This window comes from Streptomyces sp. 1222.5 (assembly GCF_900105245.1).
Taxonomy (GTDB): domain Bacteria; phylum Actinomycetota; class Actinomycetes; order Streptomycetales; family Streptomycetaceae; genus Streptomyces; species Streptomyces albidocamelliae.
In genome coordinates this window covers 1,219,635-1,242,488 of the sequence record NZ_FNSZ01000001.1, presented here as the reverse complement: position 1 = coordinate 1,242,488, position 22,854 = coordinate 1,219,635, and the positions used below count along the sequence as shown (strand labels likewise).

General features: G+C 74.3%; 13 protein-coding genes and 1 pseudogene. 4 read left to right on the top strand and 10 right to left on the bottom strand.

Annotated features, from left to right (window positions below; genetic code table 11):
- The first annotated feature begins 4 nt into the window (after window positions 1-4).
- Complete coding sequence (locus BLW57_RS05615; RefSeq protein ID WP_093472579.1) at window positions 5-823, top strand: ribonuclease BN; 819 nt, start codon at window positions 5-7, stop codon at window positions 821-823.
- 15 nt (window positions 824-838) lie between these two features.
- Here the strand turns inward: BLW57_RS05615 and BLW57_RS05610 are convergent, their stop codons facing one another.
- The 5 genes from BLW57_RS05610 to BLW57_RS05590 form a co-directional block, all read right to left on the bottom strand.
- Window positions 839-3,664 carry an NHLP bacteriocin export ABC transporter permease/ATPase subunit gene (locus BLW57_RS05610; RefSeq protein WP_093472578.1) on the bottom strand — a complete coding sequence of 942 codons (2,826 nt, stop codon included), beginning with the start codon at window positions 3,662-3,664 and terminating at the stop codon, window positions 839-841.
- Window position 3,665: 1 nt separating this feature from the next.
- Complete coding sequence (locus tag BLW57_RS05605; RefSeq protein ID WP_093472576.1) at window positions 3,666-5,888, bottom strand: NHLP family bacteriocin export ABC transporter peptidase/permease/ATPase subunit; 2,223 nt, start codon at window positions 5,886-5,888, stop codon at window positions 3,666-3,668.
- A complete protein-coding gene (locus BLW57_RS05600) occupies window positions 5,885-6,691 on the bottom strand; it encodes an HlyD family efflux transporter periplasmic adaptor subunit (protein ID WP_093472575.1) in 807 nt (268 codons plus the stop codon). The genes BLW57_RS05605 and BLW57_RS05600 overlap by 4 nt, the downstream gene beginning before the upstream one ends.
- Window positions 6,692-6,828: 137 nt before the next feature.
- Window positions 6,829-7,044: a hypothetical protein gene (locus BLW57_RS05595; RefSeq protein WP_073890947.1), complete on the bottom strand. Its 216-nt coding sequence runs from the start codon at window positions 7,042-7,044 to the stop codon at window positions 6,829-6,831.
- Between the two features lie 454 nt (window positions 7,045-7,498).
- Window positions 7,499-7,912 (bottom strand): PaaI family thioesterase, encoded by a 414-nt coding sequence (locus BLW57_RS05590; protein WP_093472573.1) that lies wholly within the window; start codon window positions 7,910-7,912, stop codon window positions 7,499-7,501.
- 199 nt (window positions 7,913-8,111) lie between these two features.
- Here BLW57_RS05590 and BLW57_RS05585 point away from each other — a divergent pair, with 199 nt between their 5' ends.
- On the top strand, window positions 8,112-9,551 hold the full coding sequence (locus tag BLW57_RS05585) for a S1 family peptidase (protein WP_093472572.1): 1,440 nt from the start codon (window positions 8,112-8,114) through the stop codon (window positions 9,549-9,551).
- A gap of 165 nt (window positions 9,552-9,716) precedes the next feature.
- Here the strand turns inward: BLW57_RS05585 and BLW57_RS05580 are convergent, their stop codons facing one another.
- Window positions 9,717-11,861 (bottom strand): SpoIIE family protein phosphatase, encoded by a 2,145-nt coding sequence (locus BLW57_RS05580; RefSeq protein WP_176985475.1) that lies wholly within the window; start codon window positions 11,859-11,861, stop codon window positions 9,717-9,719.
- Between the two features lie 399 nt (window positions 11,862-12,260).
- Between BLW57_RS05580 and BLW57_RS05575 the strand changes: the two genes are divergently transcribed.
- Window positions 12,261-12,869: a response regulator transcription factor gene (locus BLW57_RS05575; RefSeq protein ID WP_093472570.1), complete on the top strand. Its 609-nt coding sequence runs from the start codon at window positions 12,261-12,263 to the stop codon at window positions 12,867-12,869.
- On the opposite strand, the gene BLW57_RS05570 is transcribed toward BLW57_RS05575, so the two are convergent.
- The 4 genes and pseudogenes from BLW57_RS05570 to lanKC form a co-directional block, all read right to left on the bottom strand.
- A complete protein-coding gene (locus BLW57_RS05570; RefSeq protein WP_093472568.1) occupies window positions 12,870-14,807 on the bottom strand; it encodes an ATP-binding cassette domain-containing protein in 1,938 nt (645 codons plus the stop codon).
- Between the two features lie 704 nt (window positions 14,808-15,511).
- A pseudogene (locus tag BLW57_RS05565) lies at window positions 15,512-17,227 on the bottom strand (ATP-binding cassette domain-containing protein); the annotation flags it as partial.
- Between the two features lie 186 nt (window positions 17,228-17,413).
- Window positions 17,414-17,527, bottom strand: coding sequence for a SapB/AmfS family lanthipeptide (locus BLW57_RS05560; RefSeq protein ID WP_073890943.1), 114 nt, complete (start codon window positions 17,525-17,527; stop codon window positions 17,414-17,416).
- A gap of 48 nt (window positions 17,528-17,575) precedes the next feature.
- Window positions 17,576-20,176, bottom strand: coding sequence for a class III lanthionine synthetase LanKC (gene lanKC / locus BLW57_RS05555; protein ID WP_093472566.1), 2,601 nt, complete (start codon window positions 20,174-20,176; stop codon window positions 17,576-17,578).
- 223 nt (window positions 20,177-20,399) lie between these two features.
- Between lanKC and BLW57_RS05550 the strand changes: the two genes are divergently transcribed.
- Complete coding sequence (locus tag BLW57_RS05550) at window positions 20,400-22,853, top strand: SpoIIE family protein phosphatase (RefSeq protein ID WP_176985474.1); 2,454 nt, start codon at window positions 20,400-20,402, stop codon at window positions 22,851-22,853.
- Window position 22,854 lies beyond the last annotated feature (1 nt).

The following is a 22,854-nucleotide window of genomic DNA, read 5'->3' as shown; positions in this document are numbered from 1 at the left end:
AGCCGTGAACCGGTGGCGGCGCGGCCTGCACCGCGCGTGGGAGTGGCTGCGTGTCGGCGCCCTGTTCGACCACGGTCGCGAGCTGGAACTCATGCACCGGGCCATGGGATTCGCCACCCTGGCCCTGGTGACCCTGGCACCGCTGCTGATCGTGGTCGCCGCGGCCGACCCCCTCGGGCGGGGCGGCTTCGCGTCCTGGCTGACCGACGGGATGGGGCTGTCCGGACGGTCCGCGCGCGTGATCACCGACGTCATCAGCCCGCCGCGCAGTGTCATCGGCACCACCAGCGTCCTGAGCGGTGTGCTGCTCGCCGTCTTCGGCGTGGCCTTCGGGGGCAGTGTGCAGAACGCCTACGAACGGATCTGGGGGCTGGCCGCCGGCCCCTGGCACCGGGTGTGGCGGCAGGCGACCTGGCTGGTGGTGCTGACCACGTACCTCTACCAGGAGGTGGCGACGAAGACGACGCTCCACGGCGGGCAGCGGATCACCCTCTCCGCGGTGAGCGGTGTGCTGTTCTTCTGGTGGGGACAGCGCTTCCTGCTCGGCGGCCAGGTCCGCTGGCGGGCCCTGCTGCCGGGCGCGTTCGCCACCGTCATCGGGCTGGTGGGCCTGAGGGCCTTCTCCTACCTCGTCTTCACCCCGCTCATCGTCACCAACGCCCTCAGCTACGGCGCCGTCGGCACCGTGCTCGTCGTGGAGTCCTGGCTCATCGGCGTCGGCTTCGTCATCTACGGCGGCGCCCTGTTCGGCCGCTGGTTCACCGAACACCACTGGATGCCGTCCCACCACGAGGACGAACCCGGTGCGCAGGACCCCGACTGATCGGGACGCGGCCGCCTAGGCCATCTGGCGGCGCACCAGTTCGTGGAGGCGGCCGGCGGTGTCGGCGAGCAGTTCGGCCGGGCTGCCGTGCTGGACCACCTTGCCGTCCTCCATCACGATCACCCGGTCGGCGTCCAGCACCGTGGACAGCCGGTGGGCGATGACGACACGGGTGGCGTTCAGCTTGCGGGTGCTGTCGATGACGATGCGCTGGGTGTCGTTGTCCAGGGCGCTGGTGGCCTCGTCGAAGAAGAGCAGCCGGGGGCGCCGGACGAGGGCCTGGGCGATCATCAGCCGCTGGCGCTGCCCGCCGGAGATCGCGCCGTTGCCCGCGACGATCGTGTGCAGGCCCATCGGCATCCGCTTGATGTCCTCCGCGAGCCCCGCCATCTCGGCGGCCGCCATCGCCTCCTCCGGTGTGTACGGCTCGGCGCCGCAGATGACGTCGAGGATGGAGCCGGTGAACGGCTGCGCGTGCTGGAGGACGACTCCGCACTGGCGACGCACCGCCGACCGGTCCAGGGCCGCGAGATCCTGACCGTCGTACAGGACGCTTCCGGAGACCGGCTTGTCGAAGCCGATCAGCAGCCTCAGCAGGGTGGACTTGCCGCAGCCGCTCGGACCGACGATCGCCACGAACTCGCCCGGCCGGACCGCGAAGGACACGTCGTCGAGGACGAGCGGGCCGTCGTCGGCGTAGCGGAACGACAGCCTGCGGGCCTCCAGCGCGCCCGACAGCGGGCCGGGGCGGGTGCTGGCCGTGCGCACCTCGGGTGTGGCGTCCAGGACCGGCCTGATCTCCTCGAAGAGCGGCAGCGCGGCCACCGCCGAGACGAACGACCCGGTCAGCTGGGTCACCGCCGTCAGCACCATGGTCACCGACGTGTTGAAGGTCAGGAAGTCCGCCGCCGACATCGCGCCCCTGGCCGGACCCGCCAGCAGCATGAACATCAGCAGGGTGCACACCGGCAGGTAGACCGCGCCCAGCACCGTGGTGAGGTTCTTGATCCGGCCGACCTTCTGCTGGAGCTCCCGGCTGCGCGCGAACTCCCGGGCCCAGGCCGCGTACGCGTAGTTCTCGGCCGCCGCCACCCGCAGCTTCGGCAGCCCGCGCAGGGTCTGGAACGCCTGGTTGTTCAGCTTGTTGCCGAGCACCACGAGCCGCCGCTGCCAGCGCACCTGCCACAGCCCGAGCCCGAGGAACACGGCCGCGATGACGACGAGCATGCCGATCGCCGCCATCGCCATCGGCACGCTGTACCAGAACAGCAGGCCGAGGTTCATCGCGCCGATCGTGACCGACTGCGCGACCACCGGGCCGACCCCCGCCAGCAGCCGGCGGACGGCGCTGATGCCCATCGCCGCGCTCGCCAGCTCACCGGTCGAACGCTCGGTGAAGAACCGGGTGGGCAGCCGGAGCAGCCGGTCCCAGACGGCCGGCTGGAGCGCCGCCTCGATACGGCCCTCCAGCCGCAGGATGGACAGGTTCTCCAGCAGCGTGAACGCCGCCGCGACCAGTCCGCTGACCATCACCGCCAGGCACACCTGGACGATCAGGCCGGTCTGCGCCCGTGGCACGTACTCGCCGAGCACCTTGCCCGTGGCGACCGGCACCAGCGCGCCGATCGCCACCGTCACCAGCCCGGCGAGCAGCAGGTGAAGCAGGTCCCCGCGAGTGCCGCGCAGGCTGAACCGCAGCAGCCCCAGCGGCCCGAGCCGCTTGTCGGGCAGCGGCCGGTAGAACATCACCGCGCGCGGTTCGAACTCCTCCGCGTTGGCCTTCTCGATCGGTGTCTCACGCCCCGTCGCCGGCTGTACGGCCACGTAGCCGCCACGCCGCCACAGCAGCGCGACCGGCGCCCCGGACAGCGCCCGGTGCCCGACCAGCGGGCCCACGTTCTCCCGCCACCAGCGCCCGTCCAGACGGACCGCCCGGGTGCGCACCCGGGAGGCCAGCGCCACCCGTTCGACCGGATCGAGGCGGTCGCTCTCCGTGCCGCTCTGCGCGGGCTCGGCCAGCTCGATTCCGGCCGCCTCGGCGACCAGCCGGCAGGCCGCGTACGAGGCGTCCGCGTCGGCGGCCGTCGTCCGGCGGGCCGAGCGTTTGCCGATGGAGGCCAGCAGGGTCCGGTCGGCCTGGGCCCGCACCGCCTCACCGGCCTTGATACCGGCGGCCGTACGGGTCTCGTGGGTGCGCTCCAGCTGTTCGATCCACCGGTCCAGCGCGGTCAGCAGCCGGTACTGCTGGTCGACCATGCTCTGCCACAGCGCCGGGTCCATCAGCAGATCGGCGGCGGCCTCCGCGCCGTACAGCGAGCCGTACTGCACGCTGCCCGGCGGCACCTGCATCCAGAAGACGTCGTCGTCGGCGGGTGCCGCGGCCCGCTCCTCGGCCATGGGCGCCTGGAACAGGACGGACAGGCCGCGGCCGACGCCGAGGGCGAGCGCGTACTCGAGCGGGCTCGACGTCGGCGGGACGTACTGCGGGTTGCCGTACTCGTCGTACGACCAGGTCTGGGTGTGCGCGGGCTGGTACAGCTCGCGCAGGTTGACGCGGTGCAGGACGCAGTCGCGGACCGGGCGCGCCACCAGGGTGTGCTGGGGGCCGGCGACCGGGCCGAGCAGCAGCGCGCCCGCCTCCAGCCGGCCCAGGTGGTGCCAGTGGCCCTGCTCGGCCGCGTCCACCGCGAACAGGTCCAGGGCGCCGGCCGCGACCAGCCACAGCACCTGAGGGCCCTCCAGGTCCACCCGGGTCAGGCCCGCGCAGTCCGACCGGGTGCCGAGCGCGCCGAGCGCACCGAGCACCAGGTCGCCGTCGTACCCCTCCTGAACGGACGTCATCTCAACGCTCCCTGACCAGCGCCGCGTACGCGCCGCCGCGTGCCACCAGTTCCTCGTGCCGCCCGCGTTCGACGACCGTGCCGTGCTGGAGCACGACGATCTCGTCGCTGTCGCGGACCGTGCTCAACCGGTGGGCGATCACCACGCAGGCGCAGCCGCGCCGGCGCAGGTTGTCCATCACGATCAGCTCGGTCTCCGCGTCCAGGGCGCTGGTCACCTCGTCCAGCACGAGGATGCTGGGCCGGCGCACCAGCGCCCGGGCGATCTCCAGGCGCTGGCGCTGGCCGCCGGAGAAGTTCCGGCCGTCCTGCTCGACCCTGCTGTGGATGCCGCCGGGCCGACGCATCACCACGTCGTACAGGGCCGCGTCCTTCAGCGCCTCCACCACGGCCTCGTCGGGGATCGACGGGTCCCACAGGGCCACGTTGTCGCGGACCGAGCCCTCGAAGAGGAACACGTCCTGGTCGACGAAGGACACGGAGGAGGCGAGCGCGCCGCGCGGGATGTCCTCCAGCCGGCGGCCGTCGATCCGGATCACCCCGTCCCACGGCGCGTACAGGCCCGAGATCAGCCGGGACACCGTGGACTTGCCGCTGCCCGAGCCGCCGACGAGGGCCACCTGCCGGCCGGGTCCGACGGTCAGGTCGAAGCCGGTCAGCAGCGGCTGGTCCAGCGGGCTGTAGCCGAAGGTGACGTTCTCCAGCTCGACGTGTCCGTGCAGCCGGCGCGTGGAGTCGCCCGTGCCGGGGCGGTCGTAGAGCGGGTCGGCCTGGAAGTTCTCGACGTCCTTGAGCCGGGCCACGTCGGCCGCGAAGTCCTGGATGCGGCCCGCCACGCCGTTGAGCCGGGTGAGCGGCGCGGTGAAGCGGACGACCAGCGCCTGGAAGGCGACCAGCAGACCGACCGAGATGTGGCCCTCGACGGCCCGCATGCCGCCGATCCACAGGATCAGGGCGCTGTTGAAGGTGGCGAGGGTCGGGGCGACCACCCCGAGCCAGGCGCTCGGCACACCGAGCCGCTGCTGCTCCTCCAGGGTGGTGGCGTGCTGCCCGGCCCACTTGCGGAAGTAGCCGTCCTCGCCGCCGGTCGCCTTCATCGTCTCGATCAGCTGCAGCCCGGTGTACGACGTGTTGGTGAGCCGCGCCGTGTCCGCCCGCAGCTTCGCCGTGCGGGTCGCGCGCAGCCGTACGACCAGCCGCATGGCCACCAGGTTCAGCAGGGCCACGCCGATGCCGACGAAGGTCAGCTGCGGGTCGTACGTGTACAGCAGCACGGCGTAGAGCACGACCACGACCGCGTCCACACCGGCCGCCGCGAGGTCGCGGGCCAGGGTCTCCGCCACCTGGTCGTTGGACTGGAGACGTTGCACCAGGTCGGCGGGGGAGCGCTGGGCGAAGAACGTCACCGGCAGGCGCAGCAGATGGCGCAGGAACCGGGCGCTGGAGAGCGTGGAGGAGATGATCCGGCCGTGCAGCAGGTTGGCCTGCTGGAGCCAGGTCAGCACCAGGGTCAACAGCACGCAGGTGGCCATCGAGGTGAACAGCACGCCCAGCAGCGAGGTCTGGCCGCCGATGAGGAACATGTCGATGTAGGTGCGGCTGAGCGCGGGCACGGCAGCGCCGACGGCGACGAGCAGCAGACTGGCCAGGACGGCGGCGGGCAGGGTGCCCGCGGTGCCGCGCAGCCGCGCCGGCATCGCGCCGAGGACGCCGGGCCTGCGCCCGCCCCGGGTGAAGCCCTCACCGGGCTCCAGCACCAGCACGACACCGGTGAAACTGCCGTCGAACTCCTCCAGGGGCACGAAACGGCGGCCCTTGGCGGGGTCGTTGACGAAGACGCCGCGCCGGCCGAAGCGGCGGCCGATCCCGTCGTAGACGACGTAGTGGTTGAACTCCCAGAAGAGGATGGCCGGGGAGCGCACCTCGGCGAGGGCGGCCAGGTCCATCTGCATGCCCTTGGCGGTCAGGCCGTAACCGCGGGCCGCCTTCAGCAGGTTGCTGGCGCGCGAGCCGTCCCGGGAGACACCGCAGGCGATGCGCAGCTCCTCCAGCGGGACGTGCCGGCCGTAGTGGCCGAGGACCATGGCGAGGGAGGCGGCGCCGCACTCGACGGCCTCCATCTGGAGCACGGTCGGGGTACGGACCGTGCCGGTACGGGACTTGGGGACCGGCCGCTTGGCGGGGGCGGCACGTCTGCGGCCGCGGGTTTCCTGCGTGGTGGTCACGGGAGCAGCCAATCGACGGGCCGCTGGTCGGTCAGCCTGACCGAGGCGGAGGCGAGGGTCATCGAGTCGAGCCGGTACGGCGGCCCGCCGGCGGTGGACCAGCGGTAGCCGCTCCTGGCGGTCCCCGACCGGTCCAGTTCGACCAGGACGGCCACCGGGCGCCCCTTGCGGGTGAACTGCTCGCCGAGCTGGGCGTCGCCGAGGAACGCGGAGATCGACTGGGCGGACTGCGCGGTGCGGTCCACCGACTTCACCCGGCCGCGCAGCACGCCGTATCGCTCGCTCGGCACCGAGGAGACGGTGAGGTCGACGGAGGCGTGGGCGGGAATGGCCGCCGCGTTCTCGGCGGGGACGTACACGGTCGCGTACAGGGGGTCGGAGGCGTGCGCCACCTTCTCGACCGCGGCGACGTCGGTGCCGGTCCGGATGATCTGCCCGATGGTGGCGGCGAGCGTGGTGACGCGGCCCGCGGCGACCGTGCGGACGACCGAAGTGCCCTGCGCGGTGCGGACCTTGAGGACGGGGGCGTTCGCCGGGAGGCGCTGGCCCTGTTCGGCGAGGACGCCCGTCACCTGGCCGCTGACAGGGCTCTGCAGCACGTAGCTGCCCTGCCCGTGGGTGAGGACGGCCTGCGCGCTCACGGTGGAGGTGACCGAGCCGGTCACCGCCCAGACGGAGGCCGCCGCCATCACGACGACGGTGACGCCGAGCGCGAGCCAGCCCTGCGGGCGGGCGAGCCGCACCGGAAGGTCCAGCTCCTCCGGCGACTGGAGCTTGGCGAGGGCCTGTTGGCGGAACTGCACGGAACTTCCCTCACCCGAGGAGAGACATCGTCACGACACAAGAGGGCGCTGCCGCGGACGGCGGCCGCCCTCGGGCACCCGAGAGCCCCGGAGCCGAGGGACGGCTCCGGGACCAGCGGTGACACACCGAGGTGCGATCAGAGACCGGCGACCAGGCCGGAAACCGGGGCCACGTTCAGGCCGGTGACACCCTCGACGGTGCCGACGGCCGTGTCGACCAGGCCGGAAACCGGGGCGAGGCCGTTGACGGCACCGGTCACGGTGTTCAGGGCGTTCACGGACAGACCGCCGGAAACGTTGTCCAGCTCGGCGTCCGAGATCTCGACGGTCTCAACCTGGGGGGTGGAGTTCATGATGGAACTTCCCTTCGTATGGATATTTCACAAGGGGGAGAGCGGCCCCCTCTGGGGACAGACGGACGGCCGCGACCGCAGGGACCCGGGCCCCGGATTCCCCAAGGCCCGGACTCCCTGCGGTGCGATGGATCAAAGCACGCACGGCGGGCGCGCTTCCAATCAACCAGTGCTCTCACCTGGGCACTTGGCTCGGGAACCGCCTCAACCGTGCAGGTGTGCGCACGGCATGTCGGCGACTCCTTCACATGCGGCACGACTTCACCGCCGTTCCACCCCTTGCCCGCCGGGTGGCGAATCCGGCACTCCGCGCCAAAGGCGTGCGAGGGGGCGCGCGGATGTGCAGATAAGCCGACGGCGGTGACTTGGTTGAGCATTCAATGTGCAGATTCCCTGAAGCCGGGATTCCGCTACGCCCCCGGAACGCACCGTCACCGGTCGGTGGCCGAACGTGTCAGGCCAGGATCGCGTAGACCGTGCTCGCCCGGGCCGCCAGCGCGCCCGACTCCGCATCGCTCAGCGTGATGTCGGCGAAGGCCATCCGCCGGCCCAGCTTCGTCAGCACCGCTTCGATCAGGACATCCGAACCCGTCACCGCCCGCTGGAACGACGTGGACTGCTGAACCGTCGTCATCGGAACGAATCCGCCCCGCGCGGCCGACACAGCGATCACCGTCGCCGTGTCCGCGGCCGCCATCAGCGCCTGCCCCGACAGCCCGCCGCCCTCCCGGGCCAGCCGCTCGGACCAGGGCAGACGCAGTACGGCCCGGTCCTCGCCCACCTCCTCGACGGTCAGCCCGAGATCGAGCACCCAGGGGGCGAAGTGGGCGGAGAGGATCTTGTCGCCTTCGGCGGGGGTCATCGTCATACGGCGGATCGTTCCCGGCCGCCTTCCCCGCCACGCGGAGGGTGGCCGATTCCCCGCCGAACGGCCGCCGTCGGGAAACGGAATTGAACGCACCGCACGGCCGGTGCGTACAAACGGCCATCCAGGCGCCCCGGAACGAACTGCCCCTCACAGGCAGCCCCCCCGTCTCAGGAGGTCGAGAAGTTTGAGTCACAGGCGAATGCCCAAGCGCAAGGTCGCGATAGCGGTGGGCGGTGTCGCGGCGCTCGGAGCGGCGGCCCTCCTGCTGCCCAACGCCAACGCGTCGCAGGACCAGAACGGCCAGAACGCGGCGTCGGGCGCCACCGGTGCGAAGACCCTGAAGTCAGCGGACGCCTCGGACCTCGCCGGCCAGGTGCAGAAGATCCTCGGCGACGCCTTCGCCGGCTCGTACTACGACGGCGGCAAGCAGCAGCTCGTCGTCAACGTGGTCGACGGCGACGACAACGTGATCGTCCAGGCGAAGAAGGCCGGCGCGGTCGTCCGCGAGGTGGACAACAGCCTCGGCGAACTCCGGCAGGCCGCGAAGACGCTGAAGACCAGGGCGACCATCCCCGGCACCTCCTGGGCGGTCGACCCGCGCACCGACAAGGTCCTCGTCACCGCCGACTCCACCGTCACCGGCGCCAAGTGGGACAGACTGCAGTCGACCGTGCGGAGCCTCGGCGCCGACATGGCCACCCTGAAGAAGTCCGCCGGCAGCTTCAAGACCTTCGTCTCGGGTGGCGACGCCATCTTCTCCCAGGCGCAGGGCGGCAACGTCCGCTGCTCCCTCGGCTTCAACGTCACCGCCTCCGACGGCAGCCCCGCCTTCCTGACGGCCGGTCACTGCGGCGTCGCCGCCAAGGACTGGTCCGACTCGCAGAACGGGCAGCCCGTCGCCACCGTCGACCAGGCGACCTTCCCCGGCAACGGTGACTTCTCGCTGGTCAAGTACAACGACCCGAACACGCAGGCGCCGAGCGAGGTCAACGTCGGCAACGGCCAGACCGTGCAGATCAAGCAGGCCGCCGACGCCACCGTCGGCCAGGCGGTGTTCCGGATGGGTTCCACCACCGGACTGCACGACGGCAAGGTCACCGGCCTCGACGCCACCGTCAACTTCCAGAGCGAGACCGACCCCAACGGCGTCGACACCGTCACCGGCCTGATCCAGACCGACGTCTGCGCCGAGGCGGGCGACAGCGGCGGCTCCCTGTTCACCCAGGACGGCGGCGCGGTCGGCCTCACCTCAGGTGGCAGCGGCGACTGCACCAGCGGCGGTGAGACCTTCTTCCAGCCGGTCACCGCCGCGCTCCAGGCCACCGGCGCGACCCTCGGCGACGCCGGCGCGGGCGGCCAGGCAGGTGCCGGCGATCAGGCGGGCGCGGGCGACGAGGCCGGTGCGGGCGACCAGGCGGGCGCCGGTGACCAGTCGGGCGCTGCCGACCCGTCGGCCTCGGCCGGCGGCCAGGCCGGTTCGGGTGACCAGGCCGGTGCGGGTGACCAGGCGGGCGCCGGTGACGGATCCGGTGCCGGCGGCGACCAGATCGGTGGCGGCGCCGACCCGTCCGGCGCGGCGGGCGACCAGTCCGGCAGCGGCGCGGCGGACGACGGTTCGTCCCAGACCGACACGCACTGAGTCGGACGCACCCGGACCCCCTGCCCACCTCGTCGCGGTTCCGGCGGGCAGGGGCCGGTCCGGCCCTCCGGCGGGAGGGCCGGACCACGACGTCCGAGGCGGCCCGGCCGGCGCGTCCCGGACACGCGTCCGGACCACCGTGAACCGCCTGCGGTGATGGAGGTGTCAGTCGTCGTCGCGGGCCCGCAGCAGCAGCACCGCCACGTCGTCCAGGCGTTCCCGGGCCGCCGCGCTGTGCCGGAGGATTTCGTCCGCGAGAGTCTCCAGCGGCTGGTCACCGATCTCCGAGAGCAGCGCGCCGAGCTCGACCAGGGCGTCCTCGATGTCGATGCCCGGGGACTCCACCAGGCCGTCGGTGTAGAGGACGAGGACCGAGCCGGGCGCCAGGGACACCTCGGTCGTCGGATAGACCGCCGCCGCGTCGATCCCCAGCAGCGGGCCCCCGGCCAGGTCCAGCACCCGCACCCGCCCGTCGGGACGCCGCAGCAGCGGCGGCGGATGCCCCGCACGCGCCATGACGGCCCGTCCGTGTTCGGGATCGAGCCGCAGATACAGACAGCTGGCGAACAGCTCCGAACCCAGGTCGATGAGCAGCCGGTTGGTGCTGCTCATCACCTCGTGCGGCGCCTGCCCCACCGTGGTGTACGCGCGGACCCCGGTGCGGATCTGCCCCATCAGGCCCGCCGCCGTCACGTTGTGCCCCTGTACGTCCCCGATCACCGCCGCCGCCAGCGGCCCGGTGGGCACCAGGTCGTAGAAGTCGCCGCCGATCTCCATGCCGTGGGTGGCCGGCAGATAGCGGGCCGCCGCCTCGATGCCGGGCAGGGACGCCAACGTGCTCGGCAGCAGCGCCTGCTGGAGGCCGTGCGCCAGCCGGGTCTTGGCGTCGTAGAGCAGCGCCCGCTCCAGCGCCTGCGCGATCAGACCGCCGAGGGACGTCAGGACCGCCCGCTCGTCGGCGGGGAAGGCGTGCGGTTCGGCGTAGGCGAGGACACAGGTTCCCACCGGCCGGCCGGACGCGATCAGCGGCAGGTACGCCCAGGCCGCGAAACCGTCCGGGGTCTCGTGCCGGCCGGGATACAGCCGTTCCAGCTGCTCCCGCGAGTCGAAGAACGCGGGCACCCCGCTGTTCAGGGCCTGCGTGCCCGGGGTGCGTTCGCTCAGCGGCAGCCCGTCGAACCGCTCCACGACGTGCGCGTGCGCATACCCGCGATGCCCCAGCACGTGCAGCCGGCCGCCCTGCGAGCCGAGCATCACCAGCGCCCGGCTGCCGACGGCCGGGGCCACCTCGTCCCAGACCAGCTGCACCACGTCCTGCACGCCCACCGCCTCGGTCAGCGCGCCCGCCAGGCTCAGCACCTGGGAGATCGTCACCAGCCGCCCCGGACGCGCCTCCGACTCCGGTGCCCTGCGCACCAGTTCCGCCACCGCCCGCGCCCGGCCGATGCGCACGCTCAGCCCGGTCGTGCTCGGATACATGCGGAACGACAGCCACTCGCCCGGCGGGCGCAGCGCCACGAACGACTTCACCTGCTGGCTGATCAGGGCCGCCCGATAACGGTCTTCGTACATAGGGTCGTTGAGCCAGGGCACCGACACCCAGGGTTTGCTGCCGAGCAGTTCCCCGGCCGGTATGCCGAGCATCTCGGCCGCCGCCGCGTTGACGAAGCCGATCCTGCCGTGCAGGTCGAGCGAGACCAGCCCGTACGGCAGCCTGGACACCATCCGGACCGCCTCGAGCGAGCCCAGCGTGCCGGCGATGCCCGGCGCGGGTGCCGCGATCACATCGGCCTCGGGGCCGACCGGCCGGTTCTCCTCGGCGGCCCGCTGAAGCCGCAGCGCCAGCCGGTCGCAGGCCGCCGACAGACCCTCGCGCTCCCGGTCGGACAGCTCCGGCGGATGAGCGCCGGGCCAGGTCACGAACACCGCGCCGTACACCCCGCGCTCCGTCGCCAGGGGAAGCGCGGCCAGCGCGAAGGGATACGGCAGCACCACCGAGATGCGCGGATAGCGGCGGGCCATCTCGTCCTCGCCGGCCACCCACACCAGCCGCCGGTCCCGCACCGCGTCGGCGACCGGGATCGGCGCGCTCAGCCCCACCCGCTCCCACGGCGCCGCGAACGCCCGGGGCATGCCCGCGGTCACCGCCATCTCCAGGACCGGTTCGTCGGGCTTGAGCAGGTACACCGCGCCCGAGTGCGCCTGCACCTCCTCGACCATCGAGGCCAGCGCGAGAGACAGCACCGGCCGCCCGACCGACGCCGCGTCCGCCGCCGGCCCGCGTCCCGGCCCGTCGGACACGCCGACCACCTCCTCCTACGGCCGCGCGTCGCACCCAAGGATCAAGACTCCCTCGGGAGTGCGCCCCGCGCACGGCGAGCCGGCCGCCGTGATCACGGCCCGGACCCGTACGACGGGTGCCTTCGCATACCCCGAACGCCCCGACGCATGCCTGGTCGGCCGATGCGCGAGGCGGCACACGCCCGCTCCCCGTGCGCCCCCGCGCACCCCGATGGCTGGATCTTCGCGTCCGCCTTGGATGATCGGGCCGAAGAATGGGCACGCGCTCACCGCGCCCGAAAGTCGACGGCGTGAAAGACGGCGCGGAAGACGGCGCGGAAGAGGGCGCGGACGACGGGAAGACGGACGGCAGCGAACCACGACGGCCGGACGAACGCAGGTACGGCGACCATCCGAGGGGGCGGAGCAGTGATCCGGGTGCTTCTGGTGCACGACACGAGTCTGGTGCGATCGGTTCTCGCGGAGTGGCTGCGACGGGATCCCGGGCTCGCTGTGGACGACACGCCATGGCGCGGAGCCGCCTCGCGGTTACGGTCGTTACGCCCGGACGTGTGCGCGGCGGACCTGGACTGTGCCGACGGCCACGGGGTGCCGCCGCTCGGCGACCTGTGCCCGCCCGGCGCCGGGGGCAGACCGCCGGCGCTGGTGGTGCTGGCGCACGCCCACCGGCCGGGACTGCTCAGACGCGCGGCGGAGGCGGGGGCGCTCGGCTTCGTCGACAAGGCCGGCTCGCCCGACCGGCTGGTGCGTGCCATACGGAGCGTCGCATCGAAGGAACGTTTCGTTGACGCCTCGCTGGGTTTCGGGTTCCTCAAGGCGGCGCAGATGCCGCTGACCAGACGTGAGCTGAACGTGCTGTCCCTGGCGGCCGGCGGCGCGTCCATCGCGGAGATCGCCGGGAGCCTGCACCTCTCCCACGGCACGGTCCGCAACTACATGGCGTCCATCACCCGCAAGACCGGCGCGCGCAACCGCGTCGACGCGATCCGGATATCGCGTGGTGAGGGCTGGGTGTGACTAGCGGGCGAGCGGCGCCGGGGCGGTCCAGCCACCGGCCAGGTCCCGGTACAGGGCCGAGGCCCGCAGCAGCTCCTCGTGCGTGCCGGCGGCCGTGTGCGCGCCGTCCATGACCAGGATCCGGTCGGCCCGGCGGGCGGAGCTGATCCGGTGGGCGACGACCACCAGCGTGCCGCCCGGCCGCTCGGCGAAGGCCCGCTCGGCGCGCGCCTCGGCCGCCGGATCCAGATGGCAGGTCGCCTCGTCGAGCAGGGCCAGCGGGGCGGGGGCCAGATAGGCCCGGGTCAGCGCGATCAGCTGCCGCTCACCGGCCGAGAGCGCCGCCGGATCGACCCGGCCGGCGGGGCCGCCCAGCGTCCGCAGCAGCGGGCTCAGGCCGAGGACGTCGGCGGCCGCCAGCAGCTCCGCCTCGGGCACCGGGCCGGGGCGGAAGAGGGTGAGGTTCTCGGCCAGAGTGCCGCCGTGGACGTACGCCTCCTGGGGGATGAGGACCCGCAGCGCGGCCGCCTCCGGCCCCGGTACGGCGTGCCCGTGGACGCGGATGCCGCCGTGCACCGGCCGCAGCAGCCCGGCGACGAGTCCCGTGAGCGTCGACTTCCCGATCCCGCTCGGCCCGACGACGGCCAGGTGCCCGCCCACCGGCACGGTGAGACCGAACCCGTCGAGCACGGGCTCACTCGCGGGGCCGTAGGCGAAGGTGACGGAATCCAGGTCGAGGGCGGGAGCGCCGGGACGCGGTGCCGCGAGTCGGTTCCCCCCGGGTTCGCGGGCAGTGGCCTGCGCGGGCACGGGGCCGGCCTCCTGCCGGCGTTCGCGTGGGGTAGTCCGGGCGTCGGGGGGCCATGACCGCGCGGGGGAGTCCGCCGTGGCCGGTGCGGCCCGGTGGTTCCCCGGCTCCGGTTCCGGTCGGTGCCGGGCGGGCACCGCCGCGGTGCCGGACGTCCGCTCGGCGGGGGTGGGTACGTCCGGGTGGCGCACGGTCCGGGAGCCGGAGGGGCGTCCCCGCGCGGGGGCGCCCGGTGCGGTCAGGCGGCGCAGGACGACCGTCAGGCGGGCGCCGCCGGTGCCCAGCCCGTGGACGAGGTTGTGCAGGGCGGGCAGCAGCGACTGGGTGACGTAGGCCAGCGCGCCGACCAGCGCGCCCGGGGTGACACCGTGGCCGAGCAGCCAGGGCGCGGTGGCGAGCAGCAGCACCACGGGCGTCTGGCCGCCCACGGCCAGGGCGGCCACCCGGGTCACGCTCCAGCGGGCCAGCGCGCCTGCGGACCGCAGCTCCGCGTCGATCAGCCGCCCGGTGTCGGTGGCGACGCGCGCCTCGGCACCGGCCGCCGTGACGTCCCGCAGTCCCGGGCACACCGTGCCCAGCTCCCCGGCGAGTGCCTCGTCGGCGGCGAGGAACGCCTCCTGACGGCGGGCCAGCGGCCGGAGCGTCACCGCGAACAGGGCCATACCGGCCAGCAGCGGCGGCAGGACGACCGCGAGCAGCAGGGGGGCCAGGGAGAACAGGCCGATCAGCGCGCCGGCGGAGGTGAACAGGAACGAGCGGGAGACCATCACCAGTCCGGCGAGGGCGTCCCGGGCGATCTCCACCTGCTGGGTCAGCCCGGACAGCGCCCCCGCGTCCGCCTCCCGGACCCCCCGCCCGACCACGGCCGTGACGAGCCGGTCCCGGACCGGCTCGACCAGCGCGGCGACCGCGCCGTACACCCGCCCGGTCCCGTACGCCCCGACGGCCACGGCGACGGCGGCGGCCCCCAGCCACAGCAGACCGGCCCGCGCGTCCCCGGCCAGGAAGCCGGAGTCCAGCGCCCGCGCGAGAGCGAGACCGACGACGAAGGTCTGTCCCGCCTCCAGCACCGACCAGGCACCGAGCCGGACCAGCACCCGCCACCGGACCCGCAGCGTCCGGCGCACCCGCCCGCCCACGGCCGCCGTCACCGGGCCCCGTCCCCGGCGTTGCCGGCCGCGGTCCCCGTGCCGGCCACCGCGCTCTCGGCCGGACCGACCTGGCCACCGGTACCTGTCCCGTCCCCGGCCTCTCCGGGCCTGGCGCCTCCGACCCCGCCCCTCGTTCCGTCCCCGACGGTGTCGGCCGGGTCACCTCCACCCCCGGCACCCGGTCCGGCGTCCCCGTCGGCGGGACCTGTGGTTCCGGGGGCAGGGCCGACTCCGGCGTTTTCGGCGCGGGCGGCGCCGTCCCCGGGGTCCGGGTCGACTCCTTGACCTTCGGCGCGGGCGCCGCCGCCCCCGGGACTCGGGCCGACTCCCTGGCCTTCGACGCGGGTGCCCCCGCCCCCGGCGTCCGGGCCGACCACCACGCCTTCGGCGCGGGGGCCTTCACCCCCGACACCTGTTCCGGCCCCGGCGTCCCCGACGGCGGGCCCCGGAATTCCGGGGGTTGGGCCGACTCCGGCATCGTCGGCGTGGGCGCCGCCGCCCCCGGCGTCCGGACCGGCCCCCACGCCTTCGGTGCGGGCGCCACTGCCCACCGGATCCGGGCCGACTCCCAGGCCTTCCGCGCAGGCACCCCCACCCCCACTGCCCGTTCCGGCTCCGGCGTTCCCGGCGGTGGGCTCTGGAGTTCCGGGGGCTGGGCCGACTCCCCGGCCTTCGGCGCGGGCGCCCTCGGCTTCCGTGCCGTTCTCCTCGCCGAACACCGCGCGGTAGTCGGCGTCCGCCCACAGCTCATGGTGCGTGCCGATCGCTCGTACGCGGCCCCCGTCCAGCCAGGCGACGGTGTCCGCGCGGGCCGCTGTCGTCGCGCGGTGGGCGATCAGCAGGCGGGTCGGGCCGGGGCCCAGGAGGGACCGGGTGATCTGGTGCTCGGTGACCGTGTCGAGGCTGGACAGGGCGTCGTCGAGGACCAGGAGCCGGCCGCCGTGGGCGAAGGCGCGGGCCAGGCCGAGGCGTTGGGACTCGCCGCCGGAGCGGGGAGCGTCGGCGCAGCGGGTCGCGTAGCCGGCGGGCAGACGGCGGACGAAGGCGTCGGCGCGGGCCTTGCGGGCGGCGGCCCGGACTCCGGCGGGGGAGGGGGCGGCTAGGCCGAACGCGATGGTGTCCGCCACCGTGGTGCCGAGCAGCGCGGGCCGTTCGAAGGCGTAGGCGACCGCCTGCCGCAGCTGAGCGTGGGAGAGTTCGGGCAGCGGGACGCCGTCTAGGAGGACCTCGCCCGCGTCCGGGTCGGCGAGCCGGCCGGCGAGCTCGGCGAGGAGGGACTTGCCGGTGCCGGAACGGCCCACGACCGCCAGGGTCGTGCCGCCCGGGACGACCAGGTCGACGCCGTCGAGGACGGTCCGGGCGCCGCGGTGGGCGGTGACCCCGCGCAGTTCCAGCCGGCCGGGACCGGACGGCAGACGGCGGGCGCCGTGGGCGGGCGCGCCCTCGGCGGTCACCTCGGCGAGCCGTGCCGTCGCCGCCCGGGCCCGGCCGAGCGCCGCCAACTGGCCGACCAGGACGCCGACTCCGGTGGCGAGCGCCGCGTACCGGGAGGCGGCCAGCACCTCACCCACCGTCAGGCGGTGCCGGACGAGCAGCAGTCCGGCGACCGCCACCACGCCCAGGGTGAGCAGCGGCGCCACGGTGACGGCCTGCGCGGCGGCCCGCCCCTGCACCCGCCACATACGGTGCCCGGCGCGGGACAGTTCGGGCAGCGGGGCGAGGATCCGTGCCGTCTCCCGGTCCTCGGCGCCCGCGGCCCGGATCGTGCGGAATCCGCCGACCGCGTCCGCGAGGGAGGACGCGATCCGCCCCTGCACCCGCTGGTAGTCGGCCGCGCAGGCCGACGTGTCGCGGGCGAAGGCGCGCAGCAGCAGGGCCAGTACCGGGGCCCCGACCAGGAACACGGCCGCCAGCCACCGGTCGATGAGGCCGAGGGCGATCACCCCCCCGACGGGACCGGCGAGCGCGGCGGCGAGCGCGGCCAGCGCGCCCGGCGCCGTCCCGGCCTGCGCCGCACCGCCGACCAGCCGCGCCACCAGGTCCCCGGAGCCGAACCGGGCCGTGACGCGCGGCCCCAGTGCCAGGACGTGCCCGGTGAGGCGGTGGCGCAGCCAGGCGGTGGCCCGCGCGTCGGCCGTGCCGGTGAGCACGCCCGCGCAGCCTTCCAGCACCGCGGTCAGCAGGACGAGGGCGGCGCACCCGCCGACCCAGCGGCCCGCCGGGGCGTGCGCCAGCAGCAGGTCGAGGGTGTGGCCGAGCAGCGCGGGCAGCAGCAGGCCCGCCGCCGTGGCCGCCGTGCTCACGGCGCACAGCGCGGCGCAGCGGGCGCCGGTGCGCCGCAGCACCGCACGCGACAGGTCACGGACGGCCGCGGGACTCGGAGTCGGAGGGGCGTCGGCGGCGTCGGCACGGAGGGTCATCGGCTGCGGCCTCGCTCGGGTCGGACGGAAGCGGGGGCTGTGAGGGCGGGGGAAGCCGGCGCGCCCGAGGCACCGGCAGGACGCGGACTCCGGCGGACGGGGGCCCGGCGCCTACGGGAACGGCAAGGCCCCGGGGGGCCCTCCCCGCGAGGAGGGCCGCCCGGAGCCGTGAACGCACCTGCTCGGTCAGAGGCAGAGCAGTACGCTCGCCGCGGACACACAGGACAGCAGGCTCGCGGTGCTCGCGCCGGTGTGGGTGTGCTCGTCGGACTCGAGGATCTGCAGGTCGAGAAGTGCCATGGTGATGTCCTTTCCCTTTACGGGGACGGGGGTTGGATCACGACTCCGTCAAAGCGCGGAGCCGCGTGCGGGGGCCGCCACGGGGGGCGGCAGGAAGGGCAGGTGCGCGCTGCGCTCGGGGTCGCGTGCCGCGGCGAGCGCGAGCAGGCAGCCTGCCGTACCGGTGGCCAGGTCCATGGAGAGACGCATCATCTGGTGCCCGGGGAAGGCCAGTTGGCCCTGGTAGCCCATGGAGAACCAGCCGAGGCCCGCGATCTGCTGCTCCAGCCGTTCCCGGGTGGCACCCGGGGCGGAGCTGCGGGCCAGGTGGAGGATCATCCCGGCGCGGCCCTGGAAGAGACCGGGCTGGGCGTAGAAGCGTGAGGTCGCCGCGGTGAGGATGCCGGCCCGGGCGGTCCGGAACCGCTCGTCGTCCGCGTACGCGAGCCAGTCGTCGAGCACCAGTCCGATCCCGGCGCTGCCGTCGCCGAGGTAGGGCAGGGTCCGCCAGCCCTCGTCCACCTCCAGGCCGCCGCCCGCCTCCTGCACCACACAGACCGCGAGGTCCCGGCGCAGCGCCTCGGCGGCCGCGTCGAGGAACCGCGACTCACCGGTCTCCTCGTACCACCGGATCAGGAACAGCGCGGGCCCGCTCGCGCCGCGCAGCAGCCCGGCGCGGCGGCGCGGGGTGTCCGGGACGGGTTCGGCGAGGCGCCGTACGAGGATGTCGGCGGCGTCGGCGGCGTGCTGCCGCAGGCCCGGCTCACCGGTCGTGGCCGCGAGCCGGGCGAGGACCAGCCCCAGTCCCGCGAGCCCGCCCTGCAGATCGGAGGCCAGATTGCGCCAGTTCTCCCGCAGGATGCCGTCGAGCAGGTCCAGCGCCCGGCCGCGGTGGCCGAGCCGGTCGAGGACCAGGGCCACGCCGGCGAGGCCGTCGTACAGGCCGAGCGGGGTGCCGGGCGGCGGCGGGGCGGTGTGGTCGAGCAGCCAGCGTTCGCCCTCGTCGTAGCGGCCGGCCCCGGACTCCGCCAGCGCGTACAGCACGCCGGCCGCGCCGTGCGCGAGCCCGAGGCCGCCGCCGTCGGAGAACTGGGCGATGTCGCCGGGGAAGAGGCGGTCGTCGCGTTCCGGGGTGGCGGAGGCGAGGATCGCCTTCACCATCGAGTCCCGGCTGTAGGGCCAGTCGCCGGGCACCACCGGCACGGCCGGCCGGCTCCGCCCGCCGCCCGTGTCCCGGGTGATCTCCGCGACCGCCCCGTCCAGGAACGCCCGCGGGACGTCCGGGAACTGCTCGGATATCACCTCGGCGAGATGCGCGGCCTTGCCGCGGTCCACCACGAACAGCGTGGTCACCGGCAGGAACAGGGCCAGCCGCAGACAGGCCAGGGCATAGCGGTCGACGTCCGGGCCGCGCCGGTCCGGTGGCGCGAAGAAACCCGGGTGGGCGACGGTCTGCCGGGCGTTCTCCTCGGCGGGGGCCGCGGCCTCGAAGTCGATGAGGTGCACCGTCTCCTCGTCGGGCGCCACCATGATGTTGAAGACGTGCAGGTCGTTGAAGACGAGCCCGCGCGCGTGGATCGCCGCCACCGCCCGTTCCACCGAGGCGTGGACACGCAGCGCCCACGCCGTGTACGCGGCGACCTTCGCCGGGTCCGGGTCGGGGGTGAGCAGCGGATGCCGCTCGGCGAAGAAGGAGTTGAGCGGGCGGCCCTCCAGGAAGTCCATGACCAGGAACCGGTGGTCGCCCAGGGTGAACCAGTCCCGCACCTCGGGTACCACGCCGGTGCCGGCGGCCCGTTCCAGCGCGGCCCGCTCCCGCTCCAGCCGGGCGACGGCGTCCGCGCCGTCGGCGGCGAGTCCCGCGTGCGGCCGGGCCTCCTTGAGCACCACCCGGCGCCCGTCCCGGGTGTCCGTGCCGGTGTACACCCCGCCGCCGTTGGAGAAGTGCAGCGCCTTCTCGATGCGGTACGGCAGGTCGCCGACCGTGGTGGTGTTGCGGGCGTCGAGGTGCGGCCGCAGGAAATCCGGGAGGCTCACCCACTCCGGCACCTGGAAGGACGGCGCCCGCCGGTCCGGGACCAGCCTTCCGGTGCCGTCGGCGACCGCCGGGACGAGCGTGCCCCGCTCGTCCACCACGTACCGGCGGGCGAACGCGCCGTAGCGGACGTAGAGCGGGCCGTCGTGCCAGCGCAGGTCGGTGAGGATGTACGGCCCCTCGAAACCCTCCAGCAGGGCGCCGAGTTCCCGCAGGGTGCGCTGCAACTGCTCCTCGTCGGCCGGGTAGACGGTGACGAACTTGCCGCTGGTGTCGCGGCCGGCGTACTTGGCGTTGCGCAGATGCAGCAGGTGCGGGCCGGGCACGAACTTGAACGGGATGCGGCGCGGCACGCAGTAGTCCCAGACGATCGCGGCGATGCGCTCCGCGTTCGCCGCCGTCGCCGAGGAGTGGATCTTCCAGCCCTGGGCCGGCGACGGGAGCGGGGCGCCGTCAGCGCCGACCGGCGTCAGCGTCAGCCAGTCGCCGGAGCGGGCCGCGTGCCAGCCCTCCGGAACGGTGCGGCACGCCGTCGCGAACAGCGGCGCGGGCTCGCCGTCCGCGGCCGAGAGCCGGTCGGGCGCGTCGTAGAAGTGTCCGTCGGCGAGCGCGTACACCTCGTAGCGCTTGTCCATGCGCCTCCCGTCCCTCCTCGTGCGGTTCGTCGGTGACGGGTAGACACTCTCAGCGGCCACCCGGTCGCGGACAGTCACGTCTGTCACGACATCCGCGTGCGGAACTCACGGGTCAAGATGTGTTCGGCTGCTTTCGACCCGGGGGCCGGAACAGGCGGCGCGCGGGCCCGCCGGGCACCCGGACCCTTCACAGGGGCTGCGCGGGAGCCTCACACGCGCTGTAATGGCGAACGTGGTGAGTGACGGCGCTGCGATCAGCGGCACGAGGACGGAACGTGCCGAATCCGCCCTCGACACGCTCACCGCGTCGCCGGTCACCCCCGACCGGCTCCGCCGCATCCTCGAACAGGCCCTCGTGTTCGCCGCCGCGTCCTTCGCCGGGGTGTACACGCCCGGCGACGACCCGACCCAGCTGTACCTCGCCGAGTCGGCGGGCCTGCCACGCACCCTGTACGGCCTCAGGGACAGCTATCCGGCGGCGGGCGGTTCCCCGGTCGCCGAGGCCCACCGCACCGGACGTACGCGCTGGCTGGGCCCGGCGGAACTGGCCGGCGGCCCCGAGGCCCGGCGCACCCCGTCCGGGGAGTTCTCGCTGGCCGCGGTGCCGCTCGGCCCGGCCGGCTCCGGCTGTCTGCTGGCCGTCAGCGAGCACCCCGGCGGGTTCGGCAGCGACGACCGTGCCTGCCTGGAGCTGATCGCCCGGGCGATCGCCGTGCCCCCGCAGGAGGCCACCGAAGAGGGCCGCGACCTGCCGCCGGACACCTTCAGCCTGGCCATGGACAGCGGCCGGGTGGAGGTGGGCGACGGGATCCTCGCCCTCTTCGGGATCGCCCGCGACGGCTTCGACGGCCGGGTGGAGACCCTGCTCGGGCAGACCGTCCCCGAGGACCTGCCCGCACTGATGTCCGTGGTCGAGGCCGACCACATGTCCATCGGCGACCGCGAGCTGGAGTTCCGCATCCTGCAGCCCTCCGGTTCGCCCAAGTGGCTCCGGCTCCGCGGCCGGCTGCTGCCGGGCGAGAAGGGCCGCCCGGCCCGGCTCGTCGGCACCCTCGCCGACGCCTCCACGCTCCGCTCCGACGTCACCGACGTGGCCCGGGTGCAGCGCCTCGCCGCCGCCCTGGCCACCGCCGGCACCGTCAAGGACGTCGGCAACGCCGTCGTCGCGGCCCTGCGCAAGCCCCTGCAGGCCGACCGGATCGCGCTCGCCGAACTCGAGAACGACCGGCTCGTGGTCACCGTCCTCGACCCGCCCGAACCCGAGTTCTGGCCCGAGGTGTGGCGCAGCGAGTGGCGCACCGAGTGGCCCGACGCCCCGGTACGCGCCATGCCCACCCTGTCGGCCGCGCTGCGCGAGGGCCGCGCCCGGATCTGGCCCGCCGGCAGCCCGCTGGAGCCCGCCCTCGCCGACGTCGGCCCCGGCGGCCTTGCGGTGCTGCCGCTGCCCGCCGGCGGCCGCATGGCCGGTGCCTGCCTGATCGGCTGGGACCGCCCGCGCGAGTTCGCCCCCGACGAACGTGCCCTGCTCACCGTCTGCGCCGGCCTGACCGGCCAGGCCCTGCTGCGCGCCCACGCCTTCGACGCCGAGCACGAACTCGTCGGCATGCTCCAGCGCACCCTGCTGCCCCGCCGCCTGCCCCGGCTGCCCGGCGCGGTCGCCGTCGCCCGCTACCTGCCCACCACCGCGGGCCTGGAGGTCGGCGGCGACTGGTACGACGTCATCCCCCTCGCCGACAACCACGTGGCCTTCGTCATCGGCGACGTCCAGGGCCACAACGCGGGCGCCGCCACCCTGATGGGCCAGATGCGCACCGCGCTGCGCGCCTACGCCGCGGAGGGCCACCCCCCGGACGTCGTCGTCTCCCACGCCAACCGGCTGCTGATGGACATGGAGACCGACCTCTTCGCCACCTGCGCCTACGTGGACCTCGACATGGAGCAGGGCACCGCCCTGTGCGTACGGGCCGGCCATCTGCAGCCCGTGCTGCGCCACCCGGACGGCTCGACCACGATCGTGGAGACCGAGGGCGGCCCGCCGCTCGGCGTCCTCGGCCGGGCCGAGTTCCCGATGACCCCGCTCCGGCTCCAGCCGGGCACGGTGCTCGCGCTGACCACCGACGGACTGGTGGAGTCCGCCGACGAGGACCTCGACGTCGGCATGGAACGGCTCGCCCGCGCGCTGGCCGCCGCGGACCCCGCCCACCTCGGGCAGGTCGCCGACGCCCTGCTCAGCGGCGCCCACCGGGGCGACGACGTGGCCCTGCTGCTGATGCGCTTCGACGGCATGGCGGTACGGCCGCTGCGCGAGAGCTGGACGGTGTGGCGGGTGCCGGAGGCGGTCCGCCACGCACGCCGCTTCACCCGGCGCACCCTGCGCACCTGGGGCGTCGAGCGGGACACCCTCGACGCGGCCCTGCTCGTGGTCTCCGAGCTCGTCACCAACGCCCTCGTGCACACCGGCGGCCCGGTCCGGCTCGACATGAGCCTGGTCAACCACCGGCTGCGGCTCGCCGTCGCCGATTCCTCGCCGCGCAGCCCCATGAAGCCCGCGAGCATCGGCTGGGAGGCCACCGGAGGCCGGGGCATCCTGCTGGTGGAGGCCGTCTCGGCGGCGTGGGGCGCGATCCCGGTCAGCGGCGGCAAGCAGGTCTGGGCGGACCTCGTCGCCCCCGACTGAC